Source organism: Staphylococcus lugdunensis (assembly GCF_002901705.1).
In the GTDB taxonomy this organism is placed as follows: Bacteria; Bacillota; Bacilli; order Staphylococcales; family Staphylococcaceae; genus Staphylococcus; species Staphylococcus lugdunensis.
In genome coordinates, this window is sequence record NZ_PPPV01000012.1 from 74,192 (window position 1) to 100,378 (window position 26,187).

The following is a 26,187-nucleotide window of genomic DNA, read 5'->3' on the forward strand; positions in this document are numbered from 1 at the left end:
ATAAACAGAAGTGAAATATCGCTTCTGTTTTTTATTTTATTAAGTCATATGTTACGGAGAGTTGTCCGAGCTGGCCGAAGGAGCACGCCTGGAAAGTGTGTAGGCGCTTTATCGCGTCTCGAGGGTTCGAATCCCTCACTCTCCATACAAAATTAAAAATCAGTTTAATTCTGATTAATTAAATTACTCTAGAACGTTGATATATCAGCGTTCTTTTTTATTCGCATTTCCATAAACTTACTCTCAGCTACAAAAAACTACGCATTTAAATAGTTTTCAAGTAATTTATTTTCTACACTTACTAAATCAATCGCTACAATGTCTGATATATAAATTTGGTCAACATCTGTAAACTCTAAGGAATTAAAATCTAAAACTTTTACTTTTATGATATTTTCCTGTACTTCGGTTACACGTCCAATGATTAATTCAATGCTATCTTGCATAACGATTGTTATCATTGAGTTTAATGTAATTAAATCTTGCAAATCTGAAGATAAATGGAATGTATTTTCAATATTAAATGGATTAAACATGCCATGTTCTTTGCTTTGTAAAATATAATTATCGATTAATTCAAGGTATTTTGATTGATTACAAGTTTCTACAATGTATTCCTTATTCCTTAATTGGTAACTGTCTAGTACACCTTTTTTCATCAATAGACTTAAATATAATGAAATTTTCATTTTCTTCAAGGACATATCCTACTGAAAATGTTTCTTCTAAGCCGTTAGTATAAATTTCTACGAGTTCTTTTTTTATCATGAAATTATATCTCCTTTTATCATTAATTTTTTCAATAAAAGTCCCATAACCAGCGTAGCAAAAAAGTATAAATGCAAAGCGTAAAATTTATAAAAATACTGTGAAAAATAACTAATGTATCCTAGTTGTTAACTTTAAGGTTTATTTAAAAATATAATGCTTCAAATAACCTAAGCACTGTCACTGATAAAATCATACAAAATCGCTATAATAAGAATGTATATGAACATGGAGGTCTATTGAGTTGGAATATTGGTTATCAGAACAGAGTTATATGAATCCAAATAAAATAGCAATTACAGATGGTGTTAAGGCACTCACATTTCGAACATTATATGATAGGGCAAAGGTTATCGCTGAGCATCTTGTTACGCTTAATATCTCAAGGGTAGGTTTATATTTAACCAATTCTATAAACTCAGTCATTTTAATTCATGCATGTTGGATAGCACATATCGAAATTGCTATGATTAATACCCGATTAACACCAAAAGAAATCACAGCTCAAATGCAGTCGATTGACGTTCAATATATAATCACTACTGCTTCTTTAGCATTGAAAGATTTTAATATCATTCCTTTTCAGAGTTTAATTGATAAACGTAATAAAGGATTGATATCTAAATCATTTAACCAACAAGATATCGCATCAATTATGTTTACTTCTGGCACGACTGGACCACAAAAGGCAGTTCCACAAACTTTTAACAATCATTATGCGAGTGCAAAAGGCTGTAAATCAAGTTTAGGTTTTGATTCTACAACGATTTGGCTTTCTGTATTGCCAATTTATCATATATCAGGATTAAGTGTATTACTACGTTCAGTTATAGAAGGTTTCACGGTAAGATTATTGGATAAATTTGATACACAGCGTATGATGCATATCATTAAGAATGAGCACATCACGCATGTTTCTCTTGTTCCTCAAACATTGCAATGGCTTATGGATGCCGGCTTAACACAGCCATATAAGCTTGAAAAAATATTGCTCGGAGGCGCTAAATTATCAGTTGCTTTAATTGATGAAGCGCTAAATTATCAGTTACCAATTTATAATTCGTTTGGCATGACAGAAACGTGCTCTCAATTTTTAACGGCATCACCTGATATGTTAGCTCGTCGTCATGATACGGTTGGTAAACCGAGTAGCAATGTTTCGATAAAGATACATAATCCTAATCGCGATGGGCATGGTGAGTTGTGGCTTAAAGGTAACAATGTGATGGACGGTTATTTATATCCTAAAGGTTTAAAAGACGCATTCGTAGATGGCTATTTTAAAACGGGGGATATTGCGGAGGTTGATAAGGATGGATTTGTCGTGATTTATGATCGTCGCAAAGACTTAATCATTAGTGGTGGTGAAAATATTTATCCTTATGAAATCGAAATGCAAGCTAAACAATTTGATGGTATAAAAGACGCGATGTGTGTGCCTTTATCAGATGAAACATGGGGACAAGTCCCATTATTATATTATATTTCAGAAGACAACATTGATATTGCGTCGTTAGATCGATTTTTAAGAGTGCAACTTGCTGCTTATAAAGTTCCTAAAAAATATGTTGCCGTTCAAACATTACCTTATACATCTACTGGGAAATTGCAACGTAATAAATTTGAGCTTAAAGGATGAGTATGAATGAAAATTGTAGATATCAATTACTATTTGTATAATCAATCGTTTCGTGTGCCAATAACAACCCCGAAAGTTCATTTAACAAGTCGTAAAGCACTAATTATTGAAATGATTACTTCACAGGGAAAATCATTTTTTGGTGAATGCAATGCATTTGAATCGGATTGGTATGACTCAGAAACAATTAATAGTGTTCAAAAGGTTATTGAAGCATGGTCGAGTAGTATCAAAAATAAAGAATTTTCGACCTTTGATGCTTGGCTCCCTTATTTAAATCAGCTGAACGCTGCTCCAGCTGCTCGGGCTACAGTGGTAATGGCTGTGTTTCAAATGTACCAAACATTACCAATTATAAATGTGGATTATGGTGCAACTGTGAGCGGGTTAACCGAAGCGCATTTCGTTCAACTTAAAGAGACACAACCAAAACGCATTAAAATAAAATGGTCGAATCATATTTTGAAAGATTTAGCGCATATGAATAAGCAATTGGATTTTGAATATCAGTTGGTAATTGATGCAAATGAATCATTAACTAAAGAAGATTTACCTAAATTAGCACTGGTTAAGCAGTATCATCCTATTTATATCGAAGAACCATTTAAAACAATGGATTTATATAAAAATTATAAGCATAATTTATTTCCGCCAGTGGCAATAGATGAAAAGGCTACATCAGTGCAACAAATATTAACGTTATGTCATAGTTATAACATACAAGTGGTCGTAATTAAGCCTTTTAGAATGGGTGGTATTGACCATGTGATTAAGTTAATACACAAGCTACAACGTGATAATATTAGTGTCGTCATTGGTGGAATGTATGAATATGGGTTAAGTCGTTATTTTACAGCTTACTTAGCACAATTTGGAGATTATCCAGGGGATATTACACCTTCTGGATACTATTATGATCATGATCTTGTGTCACAATCAGGTATTCTAAAACAACGACGTATTTCATTTTCTCCTCCCGAGGTTGATACATCACAATTGGTCATGTTTTAATGTTTATGTTGACAGTGCTTGTTATCTTTTTTTAACGGTACTGGATCAAATCCGCCTTTATGAAAAGGATGACATTTTAAAATTCTACGGATACCCATATAAGTTCCTTTGAGTGGTCCATATACCACAATGGCTTCACGTGTGTATTCTGAGCATGTTGGATAAAAACGACATGTCGCTGGTGTCATTGGGGAAATAAAATGTTGATAAACATAAATTAAGCTTAAAAATAATTTTTGTAATAATTTTTTCATTTATAAAAGCCTCCAACCATCTAGCAATAACTTCATTTTAACATATTGAAAGGGGAAGTAATCTATATGCAATTTTTAGATAAAGAAAATAGACGTGTTATCCTCACATATAAAAATGATAAAGATATTGCGAATGGTAACCATGTTTTAGCTATCCCATTTTATAAACAGCAGCTATTATTTACTCAGCATAAAGTAAGAGGAATAGAATTTCCAGGTGGTAAACGGGAAGAAGGAGAAACAAGTATGGAGGCGATTAAACGCGAACTTTTTGAAGAAACAGGCGCCCAATGCCAGAAACTTACGTACATTGCGCAATATGAAGTATTTACTAAGGATAAGACACCTTTTGTCAAAGATGTATATGCAATTGAAGTAAGTCGTATAGATAAAAAAAATGATTATTTAGAAACAGCAGGTCCCATTCTTTATCAAAGACTTAACGATATTCCTGAAAACAAGCGAAGTTATTTAATACAAGATGCAGCTATTCAGCAGTGTTTGGAGAGGGTGAAATTGCTTGGATTATATTCTTTATAAAACCATGCCAATTGAATCATTGACACATGAATTTGCAGAGGTAACCTATGTTGTTGATGGTTTAAAAGTGAAAGCATTACAAATGTTACCTCATAAAACGGTTGAGCGGATTGTTGTGTATCTACGTGGTGGAAAAGGTCAGGTAGGACGTGTGCGTGCAGCAAGATTAATGCAATTTTCATCACCAGAGACATTAGTTATTGGGCCATATTATCGAGGCAATAATGGGAGTGAAGGTAGAGATGAATTTTGCCAAGGTGATTTACATGATGTGACAACACTTGTTCAGCAGTTACATCAATCATATCCTGACGCTTATATTCATATGATTGGTTTTTCACGCGGAGGTCTGCAAGGTTTATTAACGTTTCAAGATTTACCAGTGGACAGTTATATTATTTGGGGGGGTGTTTCAAACGTAAATTTAATGTATGAGGAACGTGTGGATTTGAGAGGAATGTTGCGACGAATGATTGGACATCCTGTTAAAGATGCACAATCCTATAAAAAACGTGATGCGTTAAAGGATATTGATGCAACGAGTCCACCGATACTTATCATTCATGGAGGTCAGGATAAACAAGTCGGTATTCATCAGGCATACGTTTTAGAAGATGCTTTGAAACAACGAGGGACGCAATTTGATACATTTTATCAACTTGCAGAAGGCCATGTACCTCGACCAGTAGCAATGAGATTGGCAATTCAACGTATATTCAATTGGATGAAGGAAATAGAAGAGCTTCAAAAATAACAAGCTTAGATGCACTACGAATTTTAAATCATAATATGCATCTAAGCTATATTTTTGAGGTTTTTATTTATTAAAGCCGCCACTTTGTGCTATCTCGGCTACTTCTGAACCAAATTTTTCAAAATTATGTTCAAAGCGTTTGATTAAGTCTTGCGCTTGAGTTCTATATTTATCTGAATCATTCCAAGCATTAATCGGTTGAAGAATTGTCTTTGGCACGTCTTCGATTTCTGTCGGAATATAAAGACCAAACATGTCATCTTTTATATATTCTGTATTTTTTAATTGACCTGTGATTGCTTGATTAACCATTTGACGAGTATAGTGGAGGCTAATGCGGCGACCAACGCCATATTTACCGCCTGTCCAGCCGGTGTTTACGAGATAGACATCAACGTTATGTTCATCAATTAACGCACCTAATAAATCAGCATATACGGTCGGATTTAGAGGTAAGAATGGTGCGCCGAAACATGTTGAGAATGACGGTTCAGGTTCGGTAATACCTCGTTCTGTTCCAGCTAATTTTGATGTAAATCCACTCAAAAAATGATACATCGCTTGCGATTTAGTTAATTTAGAGATTGGAGGGAGTACGCCAAATGCATCCGCTGTTAAGAAAATAATCGTATTTGGATGTGCTGCTTTAGATGGTAATACGATATTATCTATATGGTGAATAGGGTAGGCAGCACGTGTATTCTCTGTATATCGATTGTCATCAAAATCTACGCTACCGTCTTCATGTACAACTGTATTTTCAAGAATTGTGCCATATTTAATAGCGTCATATATTTGCGGTTCTTTTTCTTTTGAAAGATTAATTGCTTTTGCATAACAACCGCCTTCAATATTAAAAATACCATTTTTGTTCCAACCGTGTTCATCATCCCCGATTAGTTTTCTATCTGCAGCAGCAGATAAAGTTGTTTTTCCTGTTCCAGATAGACCAAAGAATAACGCAACATCACCTTTAGCACCCACATTAGCTGAGCAATGCATACTCATGATATCTTGCATTGGTAATAAATAATTCATAACAGAGAAAATACCTTTTTTCATTTCTCCGGCATATTCTGTACCGCCAATAAGAATTGTTTTATGCTTAAATGAAATAATGACAAATGTTTCAGATTTAGTGCCATCAATGTCTGGGTCTGCCTTAAAATGAGGTGCAGATACAATTGTAAAATTCGGTTTAATCTTTATAGCTTCATCTTTTGATTCAGGACGAATGAACATATTATGTGCAAATAAATTATGCCATGCTAATTCATTAATAACCGTTAATTTAAGTTGTGTATCTTTATCACTGCCTGCATAACCATTAAAAACATACAATTCGTTACGTTCATCAAGGTAATCTAAAACTTTGTGATATAGGTTTAAAAATGTTTCTTCATCTATAGGTTGATTGACATCGCCCCAGTCAATATTATCTTTATATGAAGGTTCAGTAACGATAAATTTATCTTTTGGTGAACGTCCTGTATATTTACCTGTACTAGCATTGATTGCACCTAATTCAGTCAGTTCTCCTTCGTTATTTTCAAGAATTTTGTTATAAAGCTGCGTCGTTGAAAGCTGAAATAAAGTTGTCTCTTTTTCTAATAAGTGTTTAATTTTTGACGTTTCGCTGTATGTATTAATTGACATACTTTAACCCCTCCAGTGCATAAATATTACATGTGAAAGCCTTTACAATTCAATAGTATAACATAATGAAAGGATTATGCCATAGCTAATACGATGTTGGTATGAAAAATCTAAAATTGACATTAGCTAACGAATTCGGTAGTATAATTCTTAACGGATTCTCTTATCCTGAGTGGCGGAGGGACATGGACCCAATGAAGCCCAGCAACCTCTTTTATAAAGAAAGGTGCCAAACCGTTTGCAGACAAATATGGTCTGAACGATAAGAGCGAATGGACGTCTAGAGCCTTCTCTCTATCTAAATAGTAGAAGGCTCTTTTAATTTGGCTTATACAAGAGAGTTTTCGTAAAATAACTTAAAGGAGTAAACAATGACATATAATAAACGCTTATTTACCTCAGAATCAGTTACTGAAGGACACCCCGACAAAATAGCTGACCAAGTATCCGACGCCATTTTAGATGAAATTTTAAAAGACGACCCTAATGCACGTGTTGCTTGTGAAACAACTGTTACAACAGGTATGGCATTGATTTCTGGTGAAATTTCAACAACAACTTATGTGGACATTCCTAAAGTTGTAAGAGAAACAATTAGAGATATTGGCTATACAAGAGCTAAATATGGATATGATTGCCAAACAATGGCAGTTTTAACTGCTATAGATGAGCAATCACCGGATATTGCACAAGGTGTTGATAAAGCACTTGAATATCGTAATGATATTTCAGAAGAAGAAATAGAAGCAACTGGTGCCGGAGATCAAGGGCTAATGTTTGGTTATGCTACTAATGAAACTGAAACGTATATGCCTTTACCAATATTCTTATCACATCAGCTTGCTAAACGTTTATCAGATGTTCGAAAGGATGGCATTATAGATTATTTACGTCCGGATGGCAAAGTGCAAGTAACTGTTGAATATGATGAAAATGACAAACCATACCGCATCGATACAATTGTGGTATCTTCACAACACGCGCAAGATATAACATTAGAACAAATTCAACAGGATATTAAAAATCATGTTATTTATCCAACGGTACCTGATAATCTTTTAGATGAGGACACTAAGTTCTTTATTAACCCTACAGGGCGTTTTGTTATTGGTGGACCACAAGGTGATGCTGGTTTAACAGGACGAAAAATTATTGTTGATACGTATGGCGGATATGCGCGTCATGGAGGTGGATGCTTCAGTGGTAAGGATCCAACAAAAGTAGATCGGTCTGCCGCTTATGCAGCACGGTATGTAGCTAAGAATATTGTTGCAGCTGGACTTGCAGCCCAATGTGAGGTACAGCTTGCTTATGCCATTGGTGTAGCTGAACCAGTTTCTATTGCCATTGATACGTTTAATACAGGTAAAGTATCTGAAGGTGAGCTTGTCGCTGCAGTTAGAAAACATTTTGATTTAAGACCCGCTGGTATCATTAAAATGTTAGATTTAAAACATCCTATTTATAAACAAACTGCGGCATATGGTCATTTTGGTAGAACAGATGTGTTATTACCTTGGGAAAAATTAGATAAAGTCAATATTTTAAAAGACGCCGTTCAAGCATAATTTAATTTTTAATTACTAAATTTAAGGATAAATATCGAAATAAGACAGATTTTCTATTATAATTATAGTTATTGAATAATTAAAGGAGCGTTGTTTGAATGAATTCATTAGGACCAATGGAAATCGGTTTAATCGTTGCTGTGGTAATAGCACTTATTTGCTTAATCTTATTTTTCGTTGCATTAAGAAATAATAAAAAGATAAAACGACAAACGGTAGACGAATATAAATTAAAAGAAAAGCAAATGCAAGAATCACATGACGAAGCATTAGAAAAAGAAAGAATTGAAAACAAAAAGACAGTTACTAAACAAAAGGAAAATTACGAAGCAACTGTTAATAGCAAAGAGCGAGAAATTGATGCTCTAAAATTATTTTCAAAAAATACGAGTGAATATGTGACGGATATGAGATTAATTGGTATCCGTGAACGTCTTGTCAATGAAAAACGAATCCGACCTGAAGATATGCATATTATGGCTAATATCTTTTTACCTGGTAATGACTTGAATAATATTGAACGCATCAGTCATCTTGTATTAACTCGTACAGGGCTTTATATTATTGATTCCAAGTTATTAAAGGGACATGTGTATAATGGTATAAGTGGTAATCAATTTAATGAATTGCCAATGATGCAACAAGTCTTTTCAACATTGGATTTAAATGCCAAAGCACCGCATACCTTAGTACTAGATCAAAATGATGATCAATCATCGCTATCATTTTTAGATTATTCAGCACAACTTGCACAAATTGAAAAGTTAGCTACTGACTTGCAAACGAAATTAGGATTAACATACACACCTACATCTATTCTTTATTTCAATCCTAAACGTGAAGGTGAAGTAACTATTTCAAATTATGCGCAAACTTCAAGTGCGAAAGTACTTGTCGGTCCAGAGCAACTAAATGAATTTTTCAACAAATTTGTTTTCCATGGTCGAATTCAATACAATGTTGATGATTTGCAAGAAATTATGACAAAAATAGAATCATTTAACTAAAAAATAACTAGCACCTAACTTTCCTTTTATACGAGTTAGGTGCTGTTTTATGCTTAAAATTTACAAGAGTGGGAATAGGTATTAGCGTTATTAATGTAAAAGGGGCTGAATCATTTGAAAACGATAGAATTTTATAATGGACAAGCGATGCCTAAAGTAGGTCTAGGAACATTTCGGATTGGAAATAATAACGAGTGTCAACAAGCAGTCCAATATGCGATTGAACAGGGGTATAGAAGTATAGATACGGCAAAAGTATATGGTAATGAAGAAAAGGTTGGTGCAGGTATAAAAGCAGCAATGACATCAACAGGATTAAGTCGTGAAGATTTATTTATTACATCAAAATTATATTTTGAAGATTTTGGTAGAGAAAACGTTGCACAAGCATACGAACAAAGTTTGAAAAAATTGGGATTAGACTATCTCGATTTATATTTAGTTCATTGGCCCGGCAAAGATGAAGCAGTCATGATTGATACGTGGAAGGGCATGGAAGATTTATATAAAGATAATAAAGTCTATAGTATAGGTGTCAGTAATTTTGACGTAAATCATCTTGAGGCCTTACTTGCACAGGTCTCAATAAAGCCAATGATCAATCAAGTTGAATATCACCCTAAATTTACTCAAAATGAATTAAGAACTTACTTAAAAGCACAGCACATCCCTATGGAGTCATGGTCTCCTTTACAAAACGGACAATTACTTAATAATCAAACAATTCAACAAATCGCACATGAAGTATCTAAGTCTCCGGCACAGGTTATTATTCGTTGGAATATTCAACATGGTGTAGTCGTGATTCCCAAATCAATCACGTCATCAAGAATCACAGAAAATATCCAAGTGTTTGATTTTGAGTTGAGCGGTGCGCAAATGGCACGTATCGACCAATTAAATCAAGAGAAGCGTATAGGACCAAACCCTCAAGATTTTGCAGGGTAAATTAAAAGGCGTAACAAGAAAGGATTCGGGATATTATGTTTTAGGCTATGAACGATATATTGGCAGTAATTGACTGGATTGAAAATACGCTTATATCAAGCTTGATTCAATATTAGTCAACTTTGCCAGGGCAGGACTATGGATTTATAATGAATTCTGTTCCGCTCCTTACTCGTATGTGTCTTTATAATTGATAGCCGAATAAACATAATAGAAAGCCAACGATAAACTGAAGCACAGTATAAAGTACAAATTTAATGACTTTATTTTTTTCTAACAACATTTGAACAAGTTCTAAACTCATAGTAGAAAATGTTGTTAATCCTCCTAAAAATCCTGTGACAACGAATAAAGAGAACCAATGATGTTCATGAGCAATGGATGCAGTATAACCAATTAAAAAACATCCAAGCAAATTTACAAATAACGTTGCGATAGGGAAATCGATCTTTAAATAATGTTTTGATTGCTGAGTAATCCAAGCTCTTGCACATGCACCCACACCGCCGCCTATCATTATAAGGATAAGTGTTATCACGATAACTCACGTCCTAACTTGAGACCTATATAACAGCTTAAAATTCCCAAAATGTAGCTAACAATTCCATAACATAATGCGGTTAAGAAAAGAGATTGTTCAAGCATTGTAATCAATTCAAATTGAAATGTAGAAAATGTTGTAAAAGCACCTAAACATCCAGTTGTGAGTGCTTTTTTCAATTTAGGATGCTTGCTTAGAAATGGCACTGTTAAAGTGAATAATAAGCCCATTAAGAAAGCACCAACTAAATTTGCACTTAATGTACCATATGGAAATGTTGTTGTTGAATTGAATGTTGATAGCAGATAACGACAAGCAGCGCCTATCATTCCACCAATGAAAATATAAAAATATTGCATTGAACATCGATCCTTAATATAGCGTTTAAGTTATGATTTATTCAGTAATTATGATAAATTTTTACCCATTATTTGATAATGCCAAAAGTAGTGATTGAAGCATAAATATGGAAGATGATTACCAATAGAATAATAAAGGGTAATATTTTACTTGCTATACGTATCCAATCACTGTTTTCATTCAAGTGCTTAATCGCTTTATCAGAAAAAATAATGGCTGCAATTAAAATAATTACGTTAACAACACTGCAAGCAATCATTAAATATTTAATAGATGTTATTTGTTGACTTAAATAGGGGTTAAATGTATTAAAATAAAAGCTAATTATTAGTAAAATAATTGAAATATAAAAATATTTTTTTGATTTAGACATGACTGACCTCCTAAGTGACTCATCAGAATATTTTACCATATTTACGCAACAATGAAATAATAATTATCAACTTTGATATATTAAATGACAAATTACCAAACAAAACATTAGCTTGTATAACAACCACATGATATAAATGAATTATATTATTTTTAACTTAAAGTGGCAGTAATAAAATGTGTGTGTCTTAATTTCAAAGATAGACTACAATATTTTTAGCAAGATACCTTAAGTTAATTAGTTGGAGGAATGCATAGTGACACAATTAAATGTACAAGTATTTGCAGATGGTGCAGATATTGAAGAAATGAAAGCAGCATATAAAAATAAACAAGTTGACGGTTTCACAACGAACCCAAGCTTAATGGCTAAAGCCGGCGTTACGGATTATAAAGCATTTGCAGAGGAAGCTGTAAAAGAGATACCAGATGCTTCAATATCATTTGAAGTATTTGCTGATGATATAGAGACAATGGAAAAAGAAGCCGAAATTTTAAAACAATATGGGGAAAATGTTTTTGTTAAAATCCCAGTTGTTAACACAAAAGGTGAGTCAATGATTCCGCTCATTAAAAAATTATCTGCAGACAATGTTAGATTAAACGTTACAGCAGTTTATACAATTGAACAGGTTAAAGAAATTACAGAAGCAGTTACAGAGGGTGTACCAACATATGTTTCAGTATTTGCTGGAAGAATTGCTGACACTGGTGTAGATCCATTACCATTAATGAAAGAAGCAGTCACAGTTACGCATAGTAAAGCAGGTGTTAAATTATTATGGGCTAGCTGTCGCGAATTATATAATGTTATCCAAGCAGATGAGGTTGGCGCAGATATCATTACGTGCCCAGCAGATGTCGTTAAGAAGGTTAATAATAATTTAGGTCGAGACATTAATGGTTTATCAGTAGATACGGTTAAGGGATTTGCTAAAGATATCCAAAGTTCAGGCTTATCTATTTTGTAACTCAAATATTTACCCCCAGCAATTAATTTATTGTTGGGGGTTTTATATGTCCAAAGATAAACTTGCAGACATTGTTTAAATCTTATAGTATTAGCTTTATTGATATATTAAATGAATAGGAGGGATGTAGATGAATGAAAGTCAATTTGTAGCTAAAATAAAAAAGCAACTGTGGTTTTTAAATAATAATGAGCAAATACAATTAGAACGATATTTAAATCATTTGATTGATAACAATGACGAAAAAATATTGCAGCGTCCCATTTATTATGCAAATCAGTTTTTAAAAAATTATGTTTTCAAAGAGAAAAATCAAACACACAGTTCTTTAGTATTATTACTGTTTTTAATTATCGTCTTGTATGTTGTTTTTATGGGATTATTTTTATTTGGATTCATTACGAGTTTAACTGCAGTAAATTATTTTATTAATCCACAAGTAAAAGTAGCCACGTGGAGTGTTATTTTAATCTTAATAGGTGCGATCTTATTAATCATTATCAGTCTTTGGTTAATTAAAAAAATAACAGCATATGCGACAAAGAAGCTACTTGAATATAAATTTAATCAATCGCGTAGTTAAGTGGTATAAGATGTGATAGTAATAAACTTTCTTTCCATTTGTTATAAATAAGTGTATATGGGGCATCGATAATTAATTGGATTTGTTGTTCAAAAACGATGATGATATGGTTGTTAATCGCATGCATGGCGACAATATGTTTAGCATTAATGTAACATTGAATTGGAGAACGTTGAGGTCTAATAGGAAATAGTATGGTCTGTTGGTTTACATAAATAGGCACTAATTTATTGATGTGTAATAAACGCTTGGCAACCTTTATTTATAAAGGCAAATATCTACCATAAAATTCAAGATAATGATATAGTACTTGCTTCATTGATTTAGGTATTATTTCAGTGTGTTCTAAATATTTACATTCTGTAGATATTTTATTGCTAGTACAAGTTTTTAAGTAGAGTAATTGATCCAGTTTAGTTACATTCATGGTGTGCTGACTCCTTTATGTGAAGAAGCGCTGAAGCTTTTGTCTGGCATTGCGTTTGTAATTTTTTACTGAGGATAATGAGACGTGCATATGTTGGGCAATTTCATATTGCTTGTATCCACTTATCTGTAAGATGAGCCATTGCTGTTCTTGACGCGTTAAGTGTTTCCATGCCTCTTGCATAATAAGATTGAAGTCATTGAGGATATAAATAGGTAGCTTTGATGAGCTTGGATTTAATATACTTATTTCTACGGATTGTTTAGGCTGTTCTTTTCTAAATAAATCAATTAAATAATAATTTAGTCGGAAGATAATAAAAGTTGAAAAATTTGAATTTAAAGAGGCATTATATTGGTTTGTGAGTTGCCATAATCGTATGAGCATGAGTTGGTAATACTCATCATAATTATAACGAATATGATATTTATTTAACAAATAATGAATATATTTATTAAATTGATGATATACATTGTTAAATAACATTAGCTGCTCCGTTTCTTATGCGCATAATGAAATTTATCCGGATATTCATAGCTTATGCTAAAAATTGAAAAATATCATTTGCTTAATTACGCTATAAGGTGTTAAATATAGGGCATAGGTATATTTTAAAAATAAGTTATTGACTAAAACATCAACAAACTTCAGCATATAACAAATTTGACGCTAAGGAGGTATATATGGATTACGCACACTTAAATCTTGAACACTTTTTTGCACGAAATGATGACTTGGATATTATTAAAGATCGCTCAGATTTTGTAATGATTAATAATTTTACAAATGAAATGATGTATCGAGATGGTGAAGTAGAGGGTACTATCGATTTAAATCAATATTATTATAAGAATCGCTCTCAAGCAGCAAGTTTCATTATGATGGAATACAAAAATCATCGTGAATAAAAATGTGAAAGTTAAATGGTTAGGGCAAATTTATACAGGACGATTTGTCTAACCATTTTATTTTGCAGTTTTATTACTATTCATTTATGAATATGTAACAAAGCTTATATAAAATTGTGAAAGCAATATAATAATGTTAAACTTTATTATCATAAACACATATTGCATAAGTTTTACAACATTGACCTAAGAGGTGTGAATATGGCAAAGCACAAAAGAGGCTCTATTATCGGGTTGTTTGGATTACTAATACTATTAGTAATTGTTGGGATAATCTTCTTTTCAATGATTTCAGATCAAATTTTATTTAAAGAAGTTAAACAAGTTGAAAAGGTTGAAAATTTAGATGTAACACTCGATAAAGCTTCTAAGAAACAAATAGATAATTATACAAGCCAGCAAGTTTCTAATAAAAGCAATAATGCTTGGAGAGATGCTTCTGCTACTGAAATTAAAACAGCAATGGATAGCAGTAAATTTATTGAAGATAACAAACAGAAATATCAATTTTTAGATTTATCGAAATATCAAGGTATTGATAAAAATAGAATTAAACGTATGTTGTTTGATAGAGAAACATTGTTAAAACATACGGATGATTTTTTAGAAGCGGCTAAAGATAATCATGTTAATGAAGTTTACCTTATATCACATGCTTTACTTGAAACAGGTGCTTCTAAGAGTCAATTAGCCAATGGCGTGGAAATCGATGGTAAGAAATATTATAATTTTTATGGTGTTGGTGCTTTAGATGAAGATCCAATTAAAACAGGTGCACAATACGCTAAAAAGCATGGTTGGGATACGCCAGAAAAAGCAATACGTGGCGGTGCAGAATTCATTCACAAACATTTCTTATCACATGATGATCAAAATACATTGTACAGCATGAGATGGAATCCTAAGAACCCTGGCGAACATCAGTATGCGACAGATATTAAATGGGCTGAAAGCAATGCAACGATTATCGCTGACTTTTATCAAGAAATGAAAACAGAAGGAAAATATTTCAAATGGTATGTCTATAAAGATGATGACAAACATAAAGCGAATTAAGAAAATAAATTGAGATATAATATATCTCTGAATAAAATGACAATTTCTACATGATCTTAATAGAAATTGTCATTTTTATTTTGTTATTTATGTTCTTGACTCCTCAAGATATTTAGTGGAGCTTTTATTTTTTATAAAACGATTTATTCAGCTTTATTTTTACGATTAATCCAAGCAAATAACATAACAGTAACTAAAATGATTTTTGCTATAACTTTCATAGTTAAAACACCTCATTTAATATATTTTTCATTTATAAAAGTTAAATAATGACTTTACTTAAATAACGCGAAGTTATTTTTATTTTAGTTCTAAATACTTATTGATACAATAAAGAAGTATCTAGAAGAAAGAAACAGATAATTAAAAAGGGTGAAGAAATCATGCGTGTAGCGATAATTGGAATGGGAACAGCTGGTGTAAGTGTGCTAAGACAACTTGTTAAACACGAAAACTTTTCAACTTTAACTGTAGATGTCTACGATAATAAAATCAACATGGGTCACGGGGTACCTTTTCAAAATGATAGTGATGAACTATTAATTAATTTACCATCCAAGAAGATGAGTTTAAATTTAGAAGATGATTTAGAATTTTGGCATTGGTATCAGCAGCAAAATATTTTTTCTTATGAGAACCCTAAATATTTACCAAGATTTATTTTTGGCCACTATATGAAATCCTATTTGTTACATTTTGATAAAATTTTTGATAATTTAACATTGATTCATGACGAAGTTAAAGAAATATTTACTAACTCAAATGTTGATGAAACAGCTTTAAAATATTATGTTTGTACTTCTGATGATATGAATGATTGGAAGGAGTATGATTATATCTTTTTGACTATTGGGACATTAAGCTATCACGATCCATACCAGTTAAAAGGAATTCCAGGATATATCCAATCGCCATATCCAACATATAACACTTTGGATGAAGTGAAAGAGACAGATCGTATTGCTATTATAGGTACAGGGTTAGCTAGCTTAGATGTGGTTAGATATGTAGCAACACATCATAAGCATCTTCCAATCATTATGACGAGTCGCTCGGCGCAATTGCCAAGTGTGCGTGGAAATATGCAAGAAATAACATTTCGTTATTTAACAAAACAAACTTTTAATAGTATCAAGGCAGTTAATTATGGAAACGTACCACTAGATACTTTAGTTAAGCTTTTCTATAAGGAATGTGAAGAATGGAATATTGAATTAGATACGTTAATAAATAGACGTTCAGGAAATCATATTGATGATTTGCAATATGACTTAGATCATTCACAAGAGCTCGGTGTATTTCAAGGATTGATAGAACATCTAAAAGAGAATTTAAACTGGATATACAATAGTTTGAGTAGCTCAGATCAACAGTTGTTCGATAAGAAATATACTAAAGTGATTCAACTTAATTCTAATCCAATGCCGCCTAGAACAGCTAAATTACTTATTGAGTTAATGCAGAATGGCTCTTTAATTATAAAACGTGGTCTAGAGAATATTACGCATGATGGACAATTATTTAATCTAACATTTAATGACACATCTTCGTGTGATGACTTTAACATTATTATTAATGCAACAGGTGCTAAAACACATTTAGCAGAGTTAGACGAGGATAATCAATTAGTCATTAACCTAGAGAATCGTCGTATTGTACAAGCACATCCTATGGGTGGTATTCAAATTGTGCCAGAAACAAATCAAATTATTAGTCCAAGATATGGGACGTTGACTAACGCTGTCGCTATAGGTCAGCTTACCAATGGTGTAAATAAATTAAGAAATGGTGTTAAGATGATTGTTTCACAAGTAGTTAATGCAGTGGATTATTTATATGAACATCAATCACGGTTAAGTCGCGACAATATTTCTAAAAAATAGTAATTAAAGAAATTAAATTGCTTTCATTGTAAAGTTTATTAAAATTTAGTAAGATAAACTCATAGTGTTTTAGTAACACTTAAAGTAGAATTATCAACTTCATAATACGTTCTTTCGGGGCAGGGTGAAATTCCCAACCGGCAGTGATTAAGCCTGCGACCTGCTTGTGATGCACAAGTGGCTGATTCAGTGAGATTCTGAAGCCGACAGTATAGTCTGGATGGGAGAAAGAATACAATCGACGTTAACATAAACGATTACGTTTAATGTTTGTTAAGCATGCACAGAAATTATTGTGTAGGCTTGTTCAAATATCATTATATCAATCTCCTTATGCCTATTTTGGTATAAGGTTTTTTTATGAAGGTGATAAATTGGATTTATATTTAAGCAAGGCAATACAGCTTGCTAAGATGGTTAAAGGACAGACTGGTGTTAATCCACCAGTAGGAGCAGTAGTTGTTAAAAATGGCAGAATTATCGGACTTGGCGCACATTTAAAACAAGGTGAGAAACATGCTGAAGTGCAAGCAATTGACATGGCTGGTGACGAAGCACAAGGTGCAACAATTTATGTGTCTTTACAACCATGCACGCATTATGGTTCGACACCGCCGTGCGTTAACAAAATCATCGATCATGGTCTAGATAAGGTAGTATATGCTGTAAAAGATACAACTTTACCTAGTAAAAGTGATGAAATCTTAACCCAAGCTGGTATCCAAGTGTATCAGCAGTTTGATCATGAAGCCTATTGTTTATACGAAGACTTTTTTAAAGCTAAAGCTGAGAAAATTCCTGAAATTACCGTTAAAGTATCTACAAGTATAGACGGTAAACAGGCAACAGATTATGGACAAAGTCAATGGATTACCAATAAAACAGTAAAGCAAGATGTGTATCGTTTAAGACACAGTCATGATGCCGTGTTAACAGGAAATAAAACCGTATTAGCAGATAATCCTCAGTACACGACTAGAGTTAAAGATGGTAAACACCCTATTCGTGTTATTTTATCTCGAAGTGGGGACGTTGACTTTAGTCTAGATATGTTTCATAATCAATTATCTGATATATGGATATACACTGAAGATGCCACATTAACAACAACTTTACCCAATGTTTTTATTAATTACATGAGCAATTGTAAAATTACTGATATTTTACAAGATTTATATAAAAAAGGTGTAGGTCGGCTGCTCGTCGAGGCGGGACCTAAAGTTACCTCATTATTTCTCCAACAACAGTTAGTTAATCAACTCATCATCTATTTTGCCCCGAAATTGATAGGTGGTTCTGGAACAAATCAATTCTTTCAAACACAAGAAGTTATAGATTTACAGGATACCTTTGAATTTGAAATTGTTAATTCCACTTTATTAGATCAAAATATCAAATTAGAACTACGGAAGAAGTGAAACAACCATGTTTACAGGAATCGTAGAAGAAATTGGAACCATTGTTGAAATACGTAATGATCAATCAGTACGCACACTTATCATTAAAGCTGAAAGGATTATTGATGATATGCATATTGGTGATTCTATAAGCGTTAACGGGACTTGCCTGACAGTGACAGACTTTAATAGCAATCATTTTTCAGTGCAAGTCATACAAGGTACAGAAGATAAAACCTATCTTGCTAATGTTCAGCGTCATCAAGAAGTGAACCTAGAACGCGCGATGCACAGCAATGGTAGATTTGGTGGCCATTTTGTTCTAGGCCATGTTGATGAATTAGGTACAATTACAAAAATCAATCAGACAGCCGATTCAAAAGTAATTCAAATTTCAGCATCACAAACAATCATTAAACAACTTGTGAAGCAAGGATCAATTGCAGTCGATGGCGTTAGTTTGACAGTATTTGATATACGTGAATCATCTTTTGATATACATCTCATACCAGAAACACGGCGCTCAACAATTTTAGCAGATAAGAAACAAGGAGACTTTGTACATTTAGAGACAGATGTTTTATTCAAATATGTAGCCACAATCATTAATAAAAATTCCAATACTTTAACATTAGATAAGTTAAAATCATATGGTTTTTAAGGGGGATTAAATATGCAATTTGACACCATTGAAGAGGTACTTCAAGCGTTAAAAAAAGGAGAAACTATAATTGTTGTAGATGATGAAGATAGAGAAAATGAGGGAGATCTTGTTGCAGTAACACAATGGATGCAAGATCAAACGATTAATTTTATGGCTAAGCACGGTCGTGGCTTGATTTGTACGCCAATTTCCACTGATATTGCCGAACGTTTAGAGTTAAAACCAATGGTAATGCAAAATTCAGATGACTATGGTACAAACTTTACTGTAAGTATTGATCACTATACAACAACAACGGGAATTAGTGCAATTGAACGCATGACTACGGCACGGTCTTTAATTGCCACTGATACAATGGCTGAAGATTTTCATAAACCTGGTCATTTATTTCCACTTATTGCCAAAGATAATGGCGTTTTAGAACGTGAAGGTCATACTGAAGCAACGGTTGATTTAGCTAAAATGACAGGTGCAGCACCTGCAGGAGTTATTTGTGAAATTATGAATGACGATGGTTCGATGGCTAAGGGAGAACAATTAGAAAAGTTTAAAGAAACACACCAGCTTAAGCTTATTTCTATAAAACAAATCATAGAATATAGACAACAGCATGATATACAGGTGAACTTAAGAGCAAAGGTAAATATGCCAACAGATTTTGGCAACTTTGAAATGTATGGATTTGATTCAACACTTACACAGGATGAAATCGTTGTTATTACTAAAGGAGAGCCAAGAACTACTGAAAATGTAAGAATTCATTCAGCATGTTTAACTGGTGATATTTTTCATAGTCAACGATGTGACTGTGGTGCGCAACTTGAATCGTCCTTAAAATATATTAATGAACATGGTGGAATGGTGATTTATTTACCCCAAGAAGGCAGAGGTATCGGACTTATAAATAAACTTCGTGCTTACGAGTTAATAGAGCAAGGCTATGATACTGTAACTGCGAATTTAGCTCTTGGATTTGATGAAGATTTACGTGATTATAAGGTTGCTAGTCAAATTCTAAAATATTTTAATGTCAAGCAAGTTAATTTGTTAAGTAATAATCCGAAAAAATTTGAAGGGCTAAATGAATATGATATAGAAATTGCAAAGCGTATTGAAGTCATTGTTCCAGAAACAACACACAACCATGATTATATGGAAACGAAAAAAATTAAAATGGGTCATTTAATCTAGGAGGTTATAAAAATGAATTTTGAAGGTAAATTAGTTGGTTCAGAGTTGAAAATTGCGATAGTAGTAAGTCGATTTAATGATTTTATTACAAATCGACTATTAGAGGGTGCTAAAGATACATTAATACGCCATGATGTCAATGATAGTAATATTGATGTTGCCTATGTTCCTGGTGCGTTTGAAATACCGCTTGTAGCTAGAAAATTAGCACAAAAAAAACATTATGATGCAATCATAACATTGGGGTGTGTAATTAGAGGTGCAACTTCTCACTATGATTATGTGTGCAATGAAGTGTCTAAAGGGGTTGCAAGAGCGAATGATGTATCAGATACACCAGTTATTTTCGGAATATTAACAACTGAAAGCATTGAGCAGGCTGTAGAACGCGCTGGTACTAAAGCTGGCAATAAAGGATCTGAAGCGGCAGTCAGTGCAATTGAAATGGCCAACTTATTGCAACAACTATAATGTTTAGTCTATAAATTTGGGAGCAGGATAAAATTCATTGTGAATTCGAAGTCCTGCTCCCTTTATATGTGTCGTTATTATTTTATAATTTTCGTAATCAAAAGTAACAATGCAGAAATACCAATTATCGCGCTAACTTTTTTGAGAGATTTAGTATCAACAAATTCTTTAACTGCTAGTGATAAGTTTTGAGGACGCTCTGCTAGACGACGCATAAAATAGCTAAACCAGTCATTACCATATGGAACATAAATGGTGAAATGATAGCCTTCTCTTGCGATTTGTTCAGCTAGTTCTGAACGGAATCCATATAACATTTGAAATTCAAAATCATCATTTTTAATATGGTGATCTTTGACGAATTGTTTGACATGATTGATAATTCGATCGTCATGTGTCGCAATGGATGTTTTATTACGCGCATTTAGCAAACGTTTCTCAATTAATTTAATATAGTTGCTATCAATATCTTCTTTTGTTTGATAAGCAATGGAAGCATCTTCTTTATAGGCACCTTTAACCAATCGTAATCTTAAATCTGGAAAACGTTCGATGAGTTCATCAGCATCGTACAAATATGCTTGTATAACTGTGCCGACATTTTTAAATTCTCCCTTAAATTTATCAAGCGCTTGAATAATTTGCTGCAAACTGTCATATTTTTCAGTATCAATATTGACGTGCATATTTTGATATTCATTAGCTTTCAATAAAATTTCACGTAAATTATCAAAAGCAAATTGTAAATCAAATTCTCCTCCTAGTAAACTTAATTTAATAGATACATGGGCATCTACATTATATGCATTAATGGCATCCATTATAGTGAGAATTTCATTCTTTGCTGTTGTGGCTTCTTCGCGTGTACCTACAAACTCTCCCAAATTATCAACGGTAACAGCGATATTTTTTTCATTAAGCCTTTCAATTGTATCTATTAGTTCTGGAATGGTATTACCTGCTACGACTTTATTTGCACCCATTTTGGGGCCGATTTTCTTAGCTGTTTGATTTAAATATGTATTATTTGATAAAGCGATGAAGAAATCCCTAAATAGTGTCATGTAGTAAACCTCCAATATTATAATCAATATATTTTATAAATAGTTTAGCATGAAATATTCGTAAGAGAAAGCGTTTTCAATATCGGTCATACGTTTTGCTTCAAGTTCAATTTATTGCAGAAATGTTTTCTTGAGTCAATTAGAGTGTTAGCCATATTAAGCTGATATTTGCTATAATTTAAGCTGTAGAGTTTATGTAGAAGGGACTAATAAGTCATGTGGAAATGGGAAACAGAAAATAATGCTAAAGGCGTAGTTGTTATTGTCCATAATATGTTAGAGCATACAGGGCGTTATGCTTATGTTATTACGATGTTAAGAAGAAATGGTTATCATGTGATTATGGGTGATTTGCCAGGACAAGGGCAGACTTCACGTGCAAACAAGGGGCAAATTAAAAACTTTAATGAATATCATGAACATGTTTTAGAATGGATTAAACTCGCAAATGATTATAAATTACCTACATTTGTTATGGGGATTGGTCTAGGAGGATTAATCATACTTAATTTATTAGAAAAGGTAGATCGATTGCCTATTGAGGGTATGATTTTATTTTCACCATTATTAGAATTACAAAAGAACAAGACAACACGGAAAGACATTTTAATTTCTAATATTGGAAAAGTATCCAAAGATACGCGTTTTAAAGTTAATATTGAAGTTGAACAGTTGACTAGAAATGAAGAAATAAGAGAAGAAACGGTTAATGATGGTTTGATGTTAAAAAAAGTAACATATCATTGGTACAATACTGTTGTGGAAGAAATGAAAGAAACATTAGATTACGTTGGGGACGTAAAATCAATACCTACATTACTAATGCATGGTTCTGAAGATGCGATTGTCGAACCTAAAGCGATAATTAAATTAAAAGAAAATCTAAAATCTGATGAATTCTATTATAAAAAATGGCAAGGTTTATATCATGAAATCCAAAATGAGCCTGAACGTGATCAAGTCATGCGATATGTATTAACATTTCTAAATAATAGTGTAAATACGATGGGATTTATCGTTAAAGAAAAAGAAATAGAGGATATTGAATAAATAAAAGATAGTGAAAGATCTATTTATGACGCAACCCGAATTATCTGCTTGAATGGGTTATGGAACTTATACTTTCTAAAGGTTTTTGTGTTTTTTATTTGGAATGTGACAGTATAAATTGTTGTTACGCATCTGCTAAAGTGCGCATAATAAAGTTTGTTTTTATAATATTGAAGACTACTTATGTGTGATGGCATTAATTGTGTCGGTGTTTATTTAAAACAATAAATTCATAATACAAATGGTTTAGTTGCATATCTACATAGAAATTGGTATATTTTATACATATAAATTTATTAATAATTAATTGGATAAAAATCTACATGAATAATTAGCAATTTGCTGATGTTAGCACCAAGTTTATGGTTATAGTTGTGATTAAATAAAAAGACAATTAAATTATTAAAAGTTTATTAAGGGTTTTAACAATGCAACAACATTCTTTATCATCGGTAAATTGTATTATTTAGTTTTATGACAGGGAGAGATTTTAGTGAGCGAGCAAACGATAGACCAAGTATCTGGATTATTAAAATTAGAAGCGCTACTAATGGACATCAATTCAATTTTCGACGTTATTGAGAAAGAATACGGCATGACAAAAGAAGAAATCTTAATTTTACTAACGCTATGGCAAAAAGGGTCGATGACGTTAAAAGAAATGGATAGTTTTGTAAAGATTAAGTCTTATAAACGTACACGCACATACAATAACCTTGTAAATTTAGAATGGATTTACAAAGAACGCCCTCAAGATGATGAGCGTACAGTTATCATTCATTACAATGAAAATCAAAATGGTAAACGTGATGACTTATTAAAATTCATTTGTGATGCAGTACACAAAAAATCAAATTCCATGCAAACAAGTTTCACTTCAATTTTAAATATCTAGAAAAATGCTTAGTCTATAGTCAGGAAATAGCGACTTATAGACTAAGCATTTTAATTGATTTTTTCTATTGCGCAGATGAATGGAGCGTCATTACGTTGATTTATAAATTGATATTGTAGAACTTGAGCCTTTGTTTGATCTATATTGCTGAAATAATCAAGTAATGCATCACGTTCTAGTTTGCCTTGAAAATGGCCGTGATAAATAACAACTACAATAATGCCTTCAATCGTTAACTGTTCAAATATGGCGTCAATAGCGCGTATAGTTGATTCAGGCTGGGTGACAATTGATTTATCACCTTTTGGTAGGTAGCCTAAATTAAAGATTGCTGCAGTGATTTTATTTTTATGAGCAGATATTAAGTGGTCTGAGATATATTCATGACTATCATGTATTAATGATACGTTTTTAAATGATTTGATCTTCTTAGCAGTGTTATCAATTGCTTGTTGTTGTATGTCAAAACCATATACATGACCTTTTGGAACGTGTTGAGCTAAGAATAATGTATCGAATCCATTACCACATGTAGCATCAATCACAATACTATCACTTTGGATATGAGACGTAATTAAAGATTTAGCAAAGGGAAGAATGCGTTCTAATTTCATATTTGAACCCGCTCTTTGTGAAATTTCCCTTGATAAGAATTACGTCTAGCAAGCTCATCATCGATATTATTTAAAACTTCCCACTTGTTAACACTCCACATTGGTCCTACCATCAAATCAATGGGTCCATCGCCTGTAATACGATGAATTATCATCTCTGGGGGTAAGATTTCAAGTTGATCACATACTAGGTTAGTATATTCTTGCTGACTCATAAATTTTAGTAAACCCTTATCGTACTGTTTTACCATAGGTGTTCCTTTTAATAAATGAAGTAGATGTATTTTTATGCCTTGAACATCCATTTTGGCAACTTCACGGGCTGTGGCCATCATCATATCGTAATCTTCGCCAGGTAAACCATTAATAATATGCGTACAGATATTAATATTATGTTTTCTTAATTTAGCGACCCCATCATAATATGTTTGCATATCGTGTGCACGATTTATTAAATCAGATGTAGACTGATGTATCGTTTGGAGTCCTAATTCAACCCATAAGTATGTGCGTTTGTTTAGCTCAGCAAGGTATTCTACTACATCATCTGGTAAACAGTCTGGACGCGTGGCAATGGATAATCCTACAACACCTTCTTCTTGTAATACAGGTTCATATTTTTCCTTTAGTATTTCAACAGGGGCGTGTGTATTAGTGAACGCTTGAAAGTAGGCAATGTATTTTCCTTCATGCCATTTCTCATGCATTTTTGCTTTGATTTGTTGAAACTGAACTTCAATAGGGTCAGCTCGATTTCCAGCAAAATCGCCGCTACCAGCTGCAGAACAAAATGTACAACCACCATGTGCAACAGTTCCGTCACGATTAGGGCAGTCAAAGCCGCCATCTAATGCCACTTTAAATATTTTTTGGCCAAATTTATTTTTTAAATGGTAATTCCAAGTATGATAGCGTTTATTCTCAAAAGCATACGGGAAATATTTACCCATAAGACATTTTCCTTTCTAATTGTTTCTAAGTAAAGATTTTAACATATTTTAATGTTATAGTGTCTATTGTAGATTGAGAAAAGAGAGAGAAAGGACTCAGTGTATGAATATACCTAAATCAGTATGGATGCTGGTAATAGGCATGGCGCTCAATATTACCGGTTCTAGTTTTTTATGGCCTTTAAATACGATATATATGAAAGAAGAGCTCGATAAAAGCCTTACTATTGCAGGTATTGTGTTAATGATAAATTCATTTGGTATGGTTGTTGGTAACTTATTAGGTGGTAGTTTGTTTGATAAATTAGGTGGTTATCGTACGATTTTAACTGGAACTGCTGTGTGTTTAGTTAGTACAACGATGCTAAATTTTTTCCATGGTTGGCCTTTGTATGCAGTATGGTTAGTTATGCTTGGTTTTGGTGGTGGCATGATTGTACCAGCAATTTATGCTATGGCCGGAGCAGTGTGGCCCAATGGTGGACGGCAAACGTTTAATGCTATCTACTTAGCTCAAAATATTGGTGTCGCACTTGGTGCTGCTTTAGGAGGCTTTGTTGCTGAGCTTAGTTTTAACTATATTTTTATTGCAAATTTATTAATGTATGTGCTATTCGCGATTGTAGCTGTCACACAATTCAATCT

General features: G+C 32.8%; 29 protein-coding genes, 1 tRNA gene, 1 pseudogene and 2 riboswitches. Of the genes and pseudogenes, 20 read left to right on the plus strand and 11 right to left on the minus strand.

Annotation, left to right across the window (positions count from 1 at the left end):
• Window positions 1-55: 55 nt before the first annotated feature.
• Window positions 56-145, plus strand: a tRNA-Ser gene (locus tag CD041_RS01120).
• 112 nt (window positions 146-257) lie between these two features.
• Here CD041_RS01120 and CD041_RS01125 read toward each other — a convergent pair.
• Entirely contained in the window at window positions 258-689 is a 432-nt protein-coding gene (locus tag CD041_RS01125) for a hypothetical protein (RefSeq protein ID WP_225306450.1), read from the minus strand.
• Window positions 690-1,012: 323 nt separating this feature from the next.
• Here CD041_RS01125 and menE point away from each other — a divergent pair, with 323 nt between their 5' ends.
• Window positions 1,013-2,407 carry an o-succinylbenzoate--CoA ligase gene (gene menE, locus CD041_RS01130; RefSeq protein WP_002458784.1) on the plus strand — a complete coding sequence of 465 codons (1,395 nt, stop codon included), beginning with the start codon at window positions 1,013-1,015 and terminating at the stop codon, window positions 2,405-2,407.
• A 6-nt stretch (window positions 2,408-2,413) separates the two neighbouring features.
• A complete protein-coding gene (gene menC / locus CD041_RS01135; RefSeq protein WP_002492644.1) occupies window positions 2,414-3,418 on the plus strand; it encodes an o-succinylbenzoate synthase in 1,005 nt (334 codons plus the stop codon).
• Here menC and yidD read toward each other — a convergent pair.
• Complete coding sequence (yidD, locus tag CD041_RS01140; RefSeq protein ID WP_002458786.1) at window positions 3,415-3,672, minus strand: membrane protein insertion efficiency factor YidD; 258 nt, start codon at window positions 3,670-3,672, stop codon at window positions 3,415-3,417. The genes menC and yidD overlap by 4 nt on opposite strands.
• A 66-nt stretch (window positions 3,673-3,738) precedes the next feature.
• Between yidD and ytkD the strand changes: the two genes are divergently transcribed.
• Together ytkD and CD041_RS01150 are read left to right on the plus strand one after the other, a co-directional pair.
• Window positions 3,739-4,212 carry an RNA deprotection pyrophosphohydrolase gene (ytkD, locus tag CD041_RS01145; protein WP_002458787.1) on the plus strand — a complete coding sequence of 158 codons (474 nt, stop codon included), beginning with the start codon at window positions 3,739-3,741 and terminating at the stop codon, window positions 4,210-4,212.
• A complete protein-coding gene (locus CD041_RS01150) occupies window positions 4,193-4,966 on the plus strand; it encodes an alpha/beta hydrolase family protein (RefSeq protein ID WP_002492634.1) in 774 nt (257 codons plus the stop codon). Before ytkD ends, CD041_RS01150 begins: the two co-directional genes overlap by 20 nt.
• A 63-nt stretch (window positions 4,967-5,029) precedes the next feature.
• Here CD041_RS01150 and pckA read toward each other — a convergent pair whose 3' ends face one another.
• A complete protein-coding gene (gene pckA, locus CD041_RS01155) occupies window positions 5,030-6,622 on the minus strand; it encodes a phosphoenolpyruvate carboxykinase (ATP) (protein ID WP_070648706.1) in 1,593 nt (530 codons plus the stop codon).
• 160 nt (window positions 6,623-6,782) lie between these two features.
• Window positions 6,783-6,891, plus strand: a riboswitch (SAM riboswitch).
• A 102-nt stretch (window positions 6,892-6,993) separates the two neighbouring features.
• On the opposite strand from pckA, the gene metK reads away from it, so the two are divergent.
• The 3 genes from metK (at window position 6,994) to CD041_RS01170 (ending at window position 10,145) form a co-directional block, all read left to right on the plus strand.
• Window positions 6,994-8,190 carry a methionine adenosyltransferase gene (gene metK / locus CD041_RS01160; protein WP_002458790.1) on the plus strand — a complete coding sequence of 399 codons (1,197 nt, stop codon included), beginning with the start codon at window positions 6,994-6,996 and terminating at the stop codon, window positions 8,188-8,190.
• A 98-nt stretch (window positions 8,191-8,288) separates the two neighbouring features.
• Window positions 8,289-9,197, plus strand: coding sequence for a nuclease-related domain-containing protein (locus tag CD041_RS01165; RefSeq protein WP_002458791.1), 909 nt, complete (start codon window positions 8,289-8,291; stop codon window positions 9,195-9,197).
• Window positions 9,198-9,344: 147 nt separating this feature from the next.
• On the plus strand, window positions 9,345-10,145 hold the full coding sequence (locus tag CD041_RS01170; protein ID WP_218086039.1) for an aldo/keto reductase: 801 nt from the start codon (window positions 9,345-9,347) through the stop codon (window positions 10,143-10,145).
• 184 nt (window positions 10,146-10,329) lie between these two features.
• Here the strand turns inward: CD041_RS01170 and crcB (CD041_RS01175) are convergent, their stop codons facing one another.
• From crcB (CD041_RS01175) to CD041_RS01185, 3 genes are all read right to left on the minus strand, one after another.
• Window positions 10,330-10,683, minus strand: a complete 354-nt coding sequence (gene crcB, locus CD041_RS01175) for a fluoride efflux transporter CrcB (protein ID WP_062077772.1) — start codon at window positions 10,681-10,683, stop codon at window positions 10,330-10,332.
• Window positions 10,680-11,045 carry a fluoride efflux transporter CrcB gene (gene crcB, locus CD041_RS01180; RefSeq protein WP_002478002.1) on the minus strand — a complete coding sequence of 122 codons (366 nt, stop codon included), beginning with the start codon at window positions 11,043-11,045 and terminating at the stop codon, window positions 10,680-10,682. The genes crcB (CD041_RS01175) and crcB (CD041_RS01180) overlap by 4 nt, the downstream gene beginning before the upstream one ends.
• 68 nt (window positions 11,046-11,113) lie before the next feature.
• Entirely contained in the window at window positions 11,114-11,419 is a 306-nt protein-coding gene (locus CD041_RS01185) for a hypothetical protein (protein ID WP_002478003.1), read from the minus strand.
• Between the two features lie 256 nt (window positions 11,420-11,675).
• Here CD041_RS01185 and CD041_RS01190 point away from each other — a divergent pair, with 256 nt between their 5' ends.
• Both CD041_RS01190 and CD041_RS01195 read left to right on the plus strand, forming a co-directional pair.
• On the plus strand, window positions 11,676-12,389 hold the full coding sequence (locus CD041_RS01190) for a transaldolase (RefSeq protein ID WP_002458796.1): 714 nt from the start codon (window positions 11,676-11,678) through the stop codon (window positions 12,387-12,389).
• A gap of 130 nt (window positions 12,390-12,519) precedes the next feature.
• Window positions 12,520-12,972 carry a hypothetical protein gene (locus CD041_RS01195; protein WP_002458797.1) on the plus strand — a complete coding sequence of 151 codons (453 nt, stop codon included), beginning with the start codon at window positions 12,520-12,522 and terminating at the stop codon, window positions 12,970-12,972.
• On the opposite strand, the gene CD041_RS12240 is transcribed toward CD041_RS01195, so the two are convergent.
• Together CD041_RS12240 and CD041_RS01205 are read right to left on the minus strand one after the other, a co-directional pair.
• On the minus strand, window positions 12,953-13,234 hold the full coding sequence (locus CD041_RS12240; protein ID WP_225306494.1) for a competence protein ComK: 282 nt from the start codon (window positions 13,232-13,234) through the stop codon (window positions 12,953-12,955). The genes CD041_RS01195 and CD041_RS12240 overlap by 20 nt on opposite strands.
• Window positions 13,235-13,414: 180 nt before the next feature.
• Window positions 13,415-13,885 (minus strand): sigma-70 family RNA polymerase sigma factor, encoded by a 471-nt coding sequence (locus CD041_RS01205; RefSeq protein WP_002478005.1) that lies wholly within the window; start codon window positions 13,883-13,885, stop codon window positions 13,415-13,417.
• Between the two features lie 197 nt (window positions 13,886-14,082).
• Here CD041_RS01205 and CD041_RS01210 point away from each other — a divergent pair, with 197 nt between their 5' ends.
• The 7 genes from CD041_RS01210 to ribH all read left to right on the plus strand — a co-directional run bounded on the left by CD041_RS01210 (window position 14,083) and on the right by ribH (window position 20,969).
• Window positions 14,083-14,307 (plus strand): hypothetical protein, encoded by a 225-nt coding sequence (locus CD041_RS01210; protein ID WP_002458800.1) that lies wholly within the window; start codon window positions 14,083-14,085, stop codon window positions 14,305-14,307.
• A gap of 201 nt (window positions 14,308-14,508) precedes the next feature.
• A complete protein-coding gene (gene sagB / locus CD041_RS01215) occupies window positions 14,509-15,363 on the plus strand; it encodes a peptidoglycan release complex glucosaminidase SagB (RefSeq protein ID WP_002458801.1) in 855 nt (284 codons plus the stop codon).
• Between the two features lie 383 nt (window positions 15,364-15,746).
• The gene (locus CD041_RS01220; protein WP_070648710.1) at window positions 15,747-17,246 is read left to right on the plus strand and encodes an FAD/NAD(P)-binding protein; all 1,500 of its coding nucleotides are present in this window, start codon (window positions 15,747-15,749) and stop codon (window positions 17,244-17,246) included.
• A 106-nt stretch (window positions 17,247-17,352) separates the two neighbouring features.
• Window positions 17,353-17,482: riboswitch (FMN riboswitch) on the plus strand.
• Between the two features lie 138 nt (window positions 17,483-17,620).
• Window positions 17,621-18,664 (plus strand): bifunctional diaminohydroxyphosphoribosylaminopyrimidine deaminase/5-amino-6-(5-phosphoribosylamino)uracil reductase RibD, encoded by a 1,044-nt coding sequence (ribD, locus tag CD041_RS01225; protein WP_225306451.1) that lies wholly within the window; start codon window positions 17,621-17,623, stop codon window positions 18,662-18,664.
• A gap of 7 nt (window positions 18,665-18,671) precedes the next feature.
• Window positions 18,672-19,304 (plus strand): riboflavin synthase, encoded by a 633-nt coding sequence (gene ribE / locus CD041_RS01230; RefSeq protein WP_062077767.1) that lies wholly within the window; start codon window positions 18,672-18,674, stop codon window positions 19,302-19,304.
• Window positions 19,305-19,316: 12 nt separating this feature from the next.
• The gene (gene ribB / locus CD041_RS01235) at window positions 19,317-20,498 is read left to right on the plus strand and encodes a 3,4-dihydroxy-2-butanone-4-phosphate synthase (RefSeq protein WP_070648712.1); all 1,182 of its coding nucleotides are present in this window, start codon (window positions 19,317-19,319) and stop codon (window positions 20,496-20,498) included.
• A 12-nt stretch (window positions 20,499-20,510) separates the two neighbouring features.
• Window positions 20,511-20,969, plus strand: a complete 459-nt coding sequence (gene ribH, locus CD041_RS01240) for a 6,7-dimethyl-8-ribityllumazine synthase (protein ID WP_002458806.1) — start codon at window positions 20,511-20,513, stop codon at window positions 20,967-20,969.
• Window positions 20,970-21,046: 77 nt separating this feature from the next.
• On the opposite strand, the gene CD041_RS01245 is transcribed toward ribH, so the two are convergent.
• Window positions 21,047-22,033 (minus strand): proline dehydrogenase family protein, encoded by a 987-nt coding sequence (locus CD041_RS01245; protein WP_002492647.1) that lies wholly within the window; start codon window positions 22,031-22,033, stop codon window positions 21,047-21,049.
• 216 nt (window positions 22,034-22,249) lie between these two features.
• Here CD041_RS01245 and CD041_RS01250 point away from each other — a divergent pair, with 216 nt between their 5' ends.
• Complete coding sequence (locus tag CD041_RS01250) at window positions 22,250-23,083, plus strand: alpha/beta fold hydrolase (RefSeq protein WP_070648714.1); 834 nt, start codon at window positions 22,250-22,252, stop codon at window positions 23,081-23,083.
• A 493-nt stretch (window positions 23,084-23,576) separates the two neighbouring features.
• Window positions 23,577-23,978: a transcriptional regulator, SarA/Rot family gene (locus CD041_RS01255; protein ID WP_002458809.1), complete on the plus strand. Its 402-nt coding sequence runs from the start codon at window positions 23,577-23,579 to the stop codon at window positions 23,976-23,978.
• A 50-nt stretch (window positions 23,979-24,028) separates the two neighbouring features.
• Here the strand turns inward: CD041_RS01255 and mnmM are convergent, their stop codons facing one another.
• Together mnmM and mnmL are read right to left on the minus strand one after the other, a co-directional pair.
• Window positions 24,029-24,592: a tRNA 5-(aminomethyl)-2-thiouridylate-methyltransferase MnmM gene (gene mnmM / locus CD041_RS01260; RefSeq protein WP_002458810.1), complete on the minus strand. Its 564-nt coding sequence runs from the start codon at window positions 24,590-24,592 to the stop codon at window positions 24,029-24,031.
• On the minus strand, window positions 24,589-25,542 hold the full coding sequence (gene mnmL, locus CD041_RS01265; protein ID WP_002458811.1) for a tRNA modification radical SAM protein MnmL/YtqA: 954 nt from the start codon (window positions 25,540-25,542) through the stop codon (window positions 24,589-24,591). Before mnmL ends, mnmM begins: the two co-directional genes overlap by 4 nt.
• 103 nt (window positions 25,543-25,645) lie before the next feature.
• On the opposite strand from mnmL, the pseudogene CD041_RS12245 reads away from it, so the two are divergent.
• Window positions 25,646-26,187 (plus strand): annotated as a pseudogene (locus CD041_RS12245) (MFS transporter); the annotation flags it as partial.

Bases quoted from the DNA above. Each gene is read 5' to 3' on its own strand.
- CD041_RS01125 (WP_225306450.1), bottom strand. From the start codon at position 689: ATGAAAATTTCATTATATTTAAGTCTATTGATGAAAAAAGGTGTACTA.
- menC (WP_002492644.1), top strand. From the start codon at position 2,414: ATGAAAATTGTAGATATCAATTACTATTTGTATAATCAATCGTTTCGT.
- yidD (WP_002458786.1), bottom strand. From the start codon at position 3,672: ATGAAAAAATTATTACAAAAATTATTTTTAAGCTTAATTTATGTTTAT.
- ytkD (WP_002458787.1), top strand. From the start codon at position 3,739: ATGCAATTTTTAGATAAAGAAAATAGACGTGTTATCCTCACATATAAA.
- pckA (WP_070648706.1), bottom strand. From the start codon at position 6,622: ATGTCAATTAATACATACAGCGAAACGTCAAAAATTAAACACTTATTA.
- metK (WP_002458790.1), top strand. From the start codon at position 6,994: ATGACATATAATAAACGCTTATTTACCTCAGAATCAGTTACTGAAGGA.
- CD041_RS01165 (WP_002458791.1), top strand. From the start codon at position 8,289: ATGAATTCATTAGGACCAATGGAAATCGGTTTAATCGTTGCTGTGGTA.
- CD041_RS01170 (WP_218086039.1), top strand. From the start codon at position 9,345: ATGCCTAAAGTAGGTCTAGGAACATTTCGGATTGGAAATAATAACGAG.
- crcB (WP_002478002.1), bottom strand. From the start codon at position 11,045: ATGCAATATTTTTATATTTTCATTGGTGGAATGATAGGCGCTGCTTGT.
- CD041_RS01185 (WP_002478003.1), bottom strand. From the start codon at position 11,419: ATGTCTAAATCAAAAAAATATTTTTATATTTCAATTATTTTACTAATA.
- CD041_RS01195 (WP_002458797.1), top strand. From the start codon at position 12,520: ATGAATGAAAGTCAATTTGTAGCTAAAATAAAAAAGCAACTGTGGTTT.
- CD041_RS01205 (WP_002478005.1), bottom strand. From the start codon at position 13,885: ATGTTATTTAACAATGTATATCATCAATTTAATAAATATATTCATTAT.
- CD041_RS01210 (WP_002458800.1), top strand. From the start codon at position 14,083: ATGGATTACGCACACTTAAATCTTGAACACTTTTTTGCACGAAATGAT.
- sagB (WP_002458801.1), top strand. From the start codon at position 14,509: ATGGCAAAGCACAAAAGAGGCTCTATTATCGGGTTGTTTGGATTACTA.
- CD041_RS01220 (WP_070648710.1), top strand. From the start codon at position 15,747: ATGCGTGTAGCGATAATTGGAATGGGAACAGCTGGTGTAAGTGTGCTA.
- ribE (WP_062077767.1), top strand. From the start codon at position 18,672: ATGTTTACAGGAATCGTAGAAGAAATTGGAACCATTGTTGAAATACGT.
- ribB (WP_070648712.1), top strand. From the start codon at position 19,317: ATGCAATTTGACACCATTGAAGAGGTACTTCAAGCGTTAAAAAAAGGA.
- ribH (WP_002458806.1), top strand. From the start codon at position 20,511: ATGAATTTTGAAGGTAAATTAGTTGGTTCAGAGTTGAAAATTGCGATA.
- CD041_RS01245 (WP_002492647.1), bottom strand. From the start codon at position 22,033: ATGACACTATTTAGGGATTTCTTCATCGCTTTATCAAATAATACATAT.
- CD041_RS01250 (WP_070648714.1), top strand. From the start codon at position 22,250: ATGTGGAAATGGGAAACAGAAAATAATGCTAAAGGCGTAGTTGTTATT.
- mnmM (WP_002458810.1), bottom strand. From the start codon at position 24,592: ATGAAATTAGAACGCATTCTTCCCTTTGCTAAATCTTTAATTACGTCT.
- mnmL (WP_002458811.1), bottom strand. From the start codon at position 25,542: ATGGGTAAATATTTCCCGTATGCTTTTGAGAATAAACGCTATCATACT.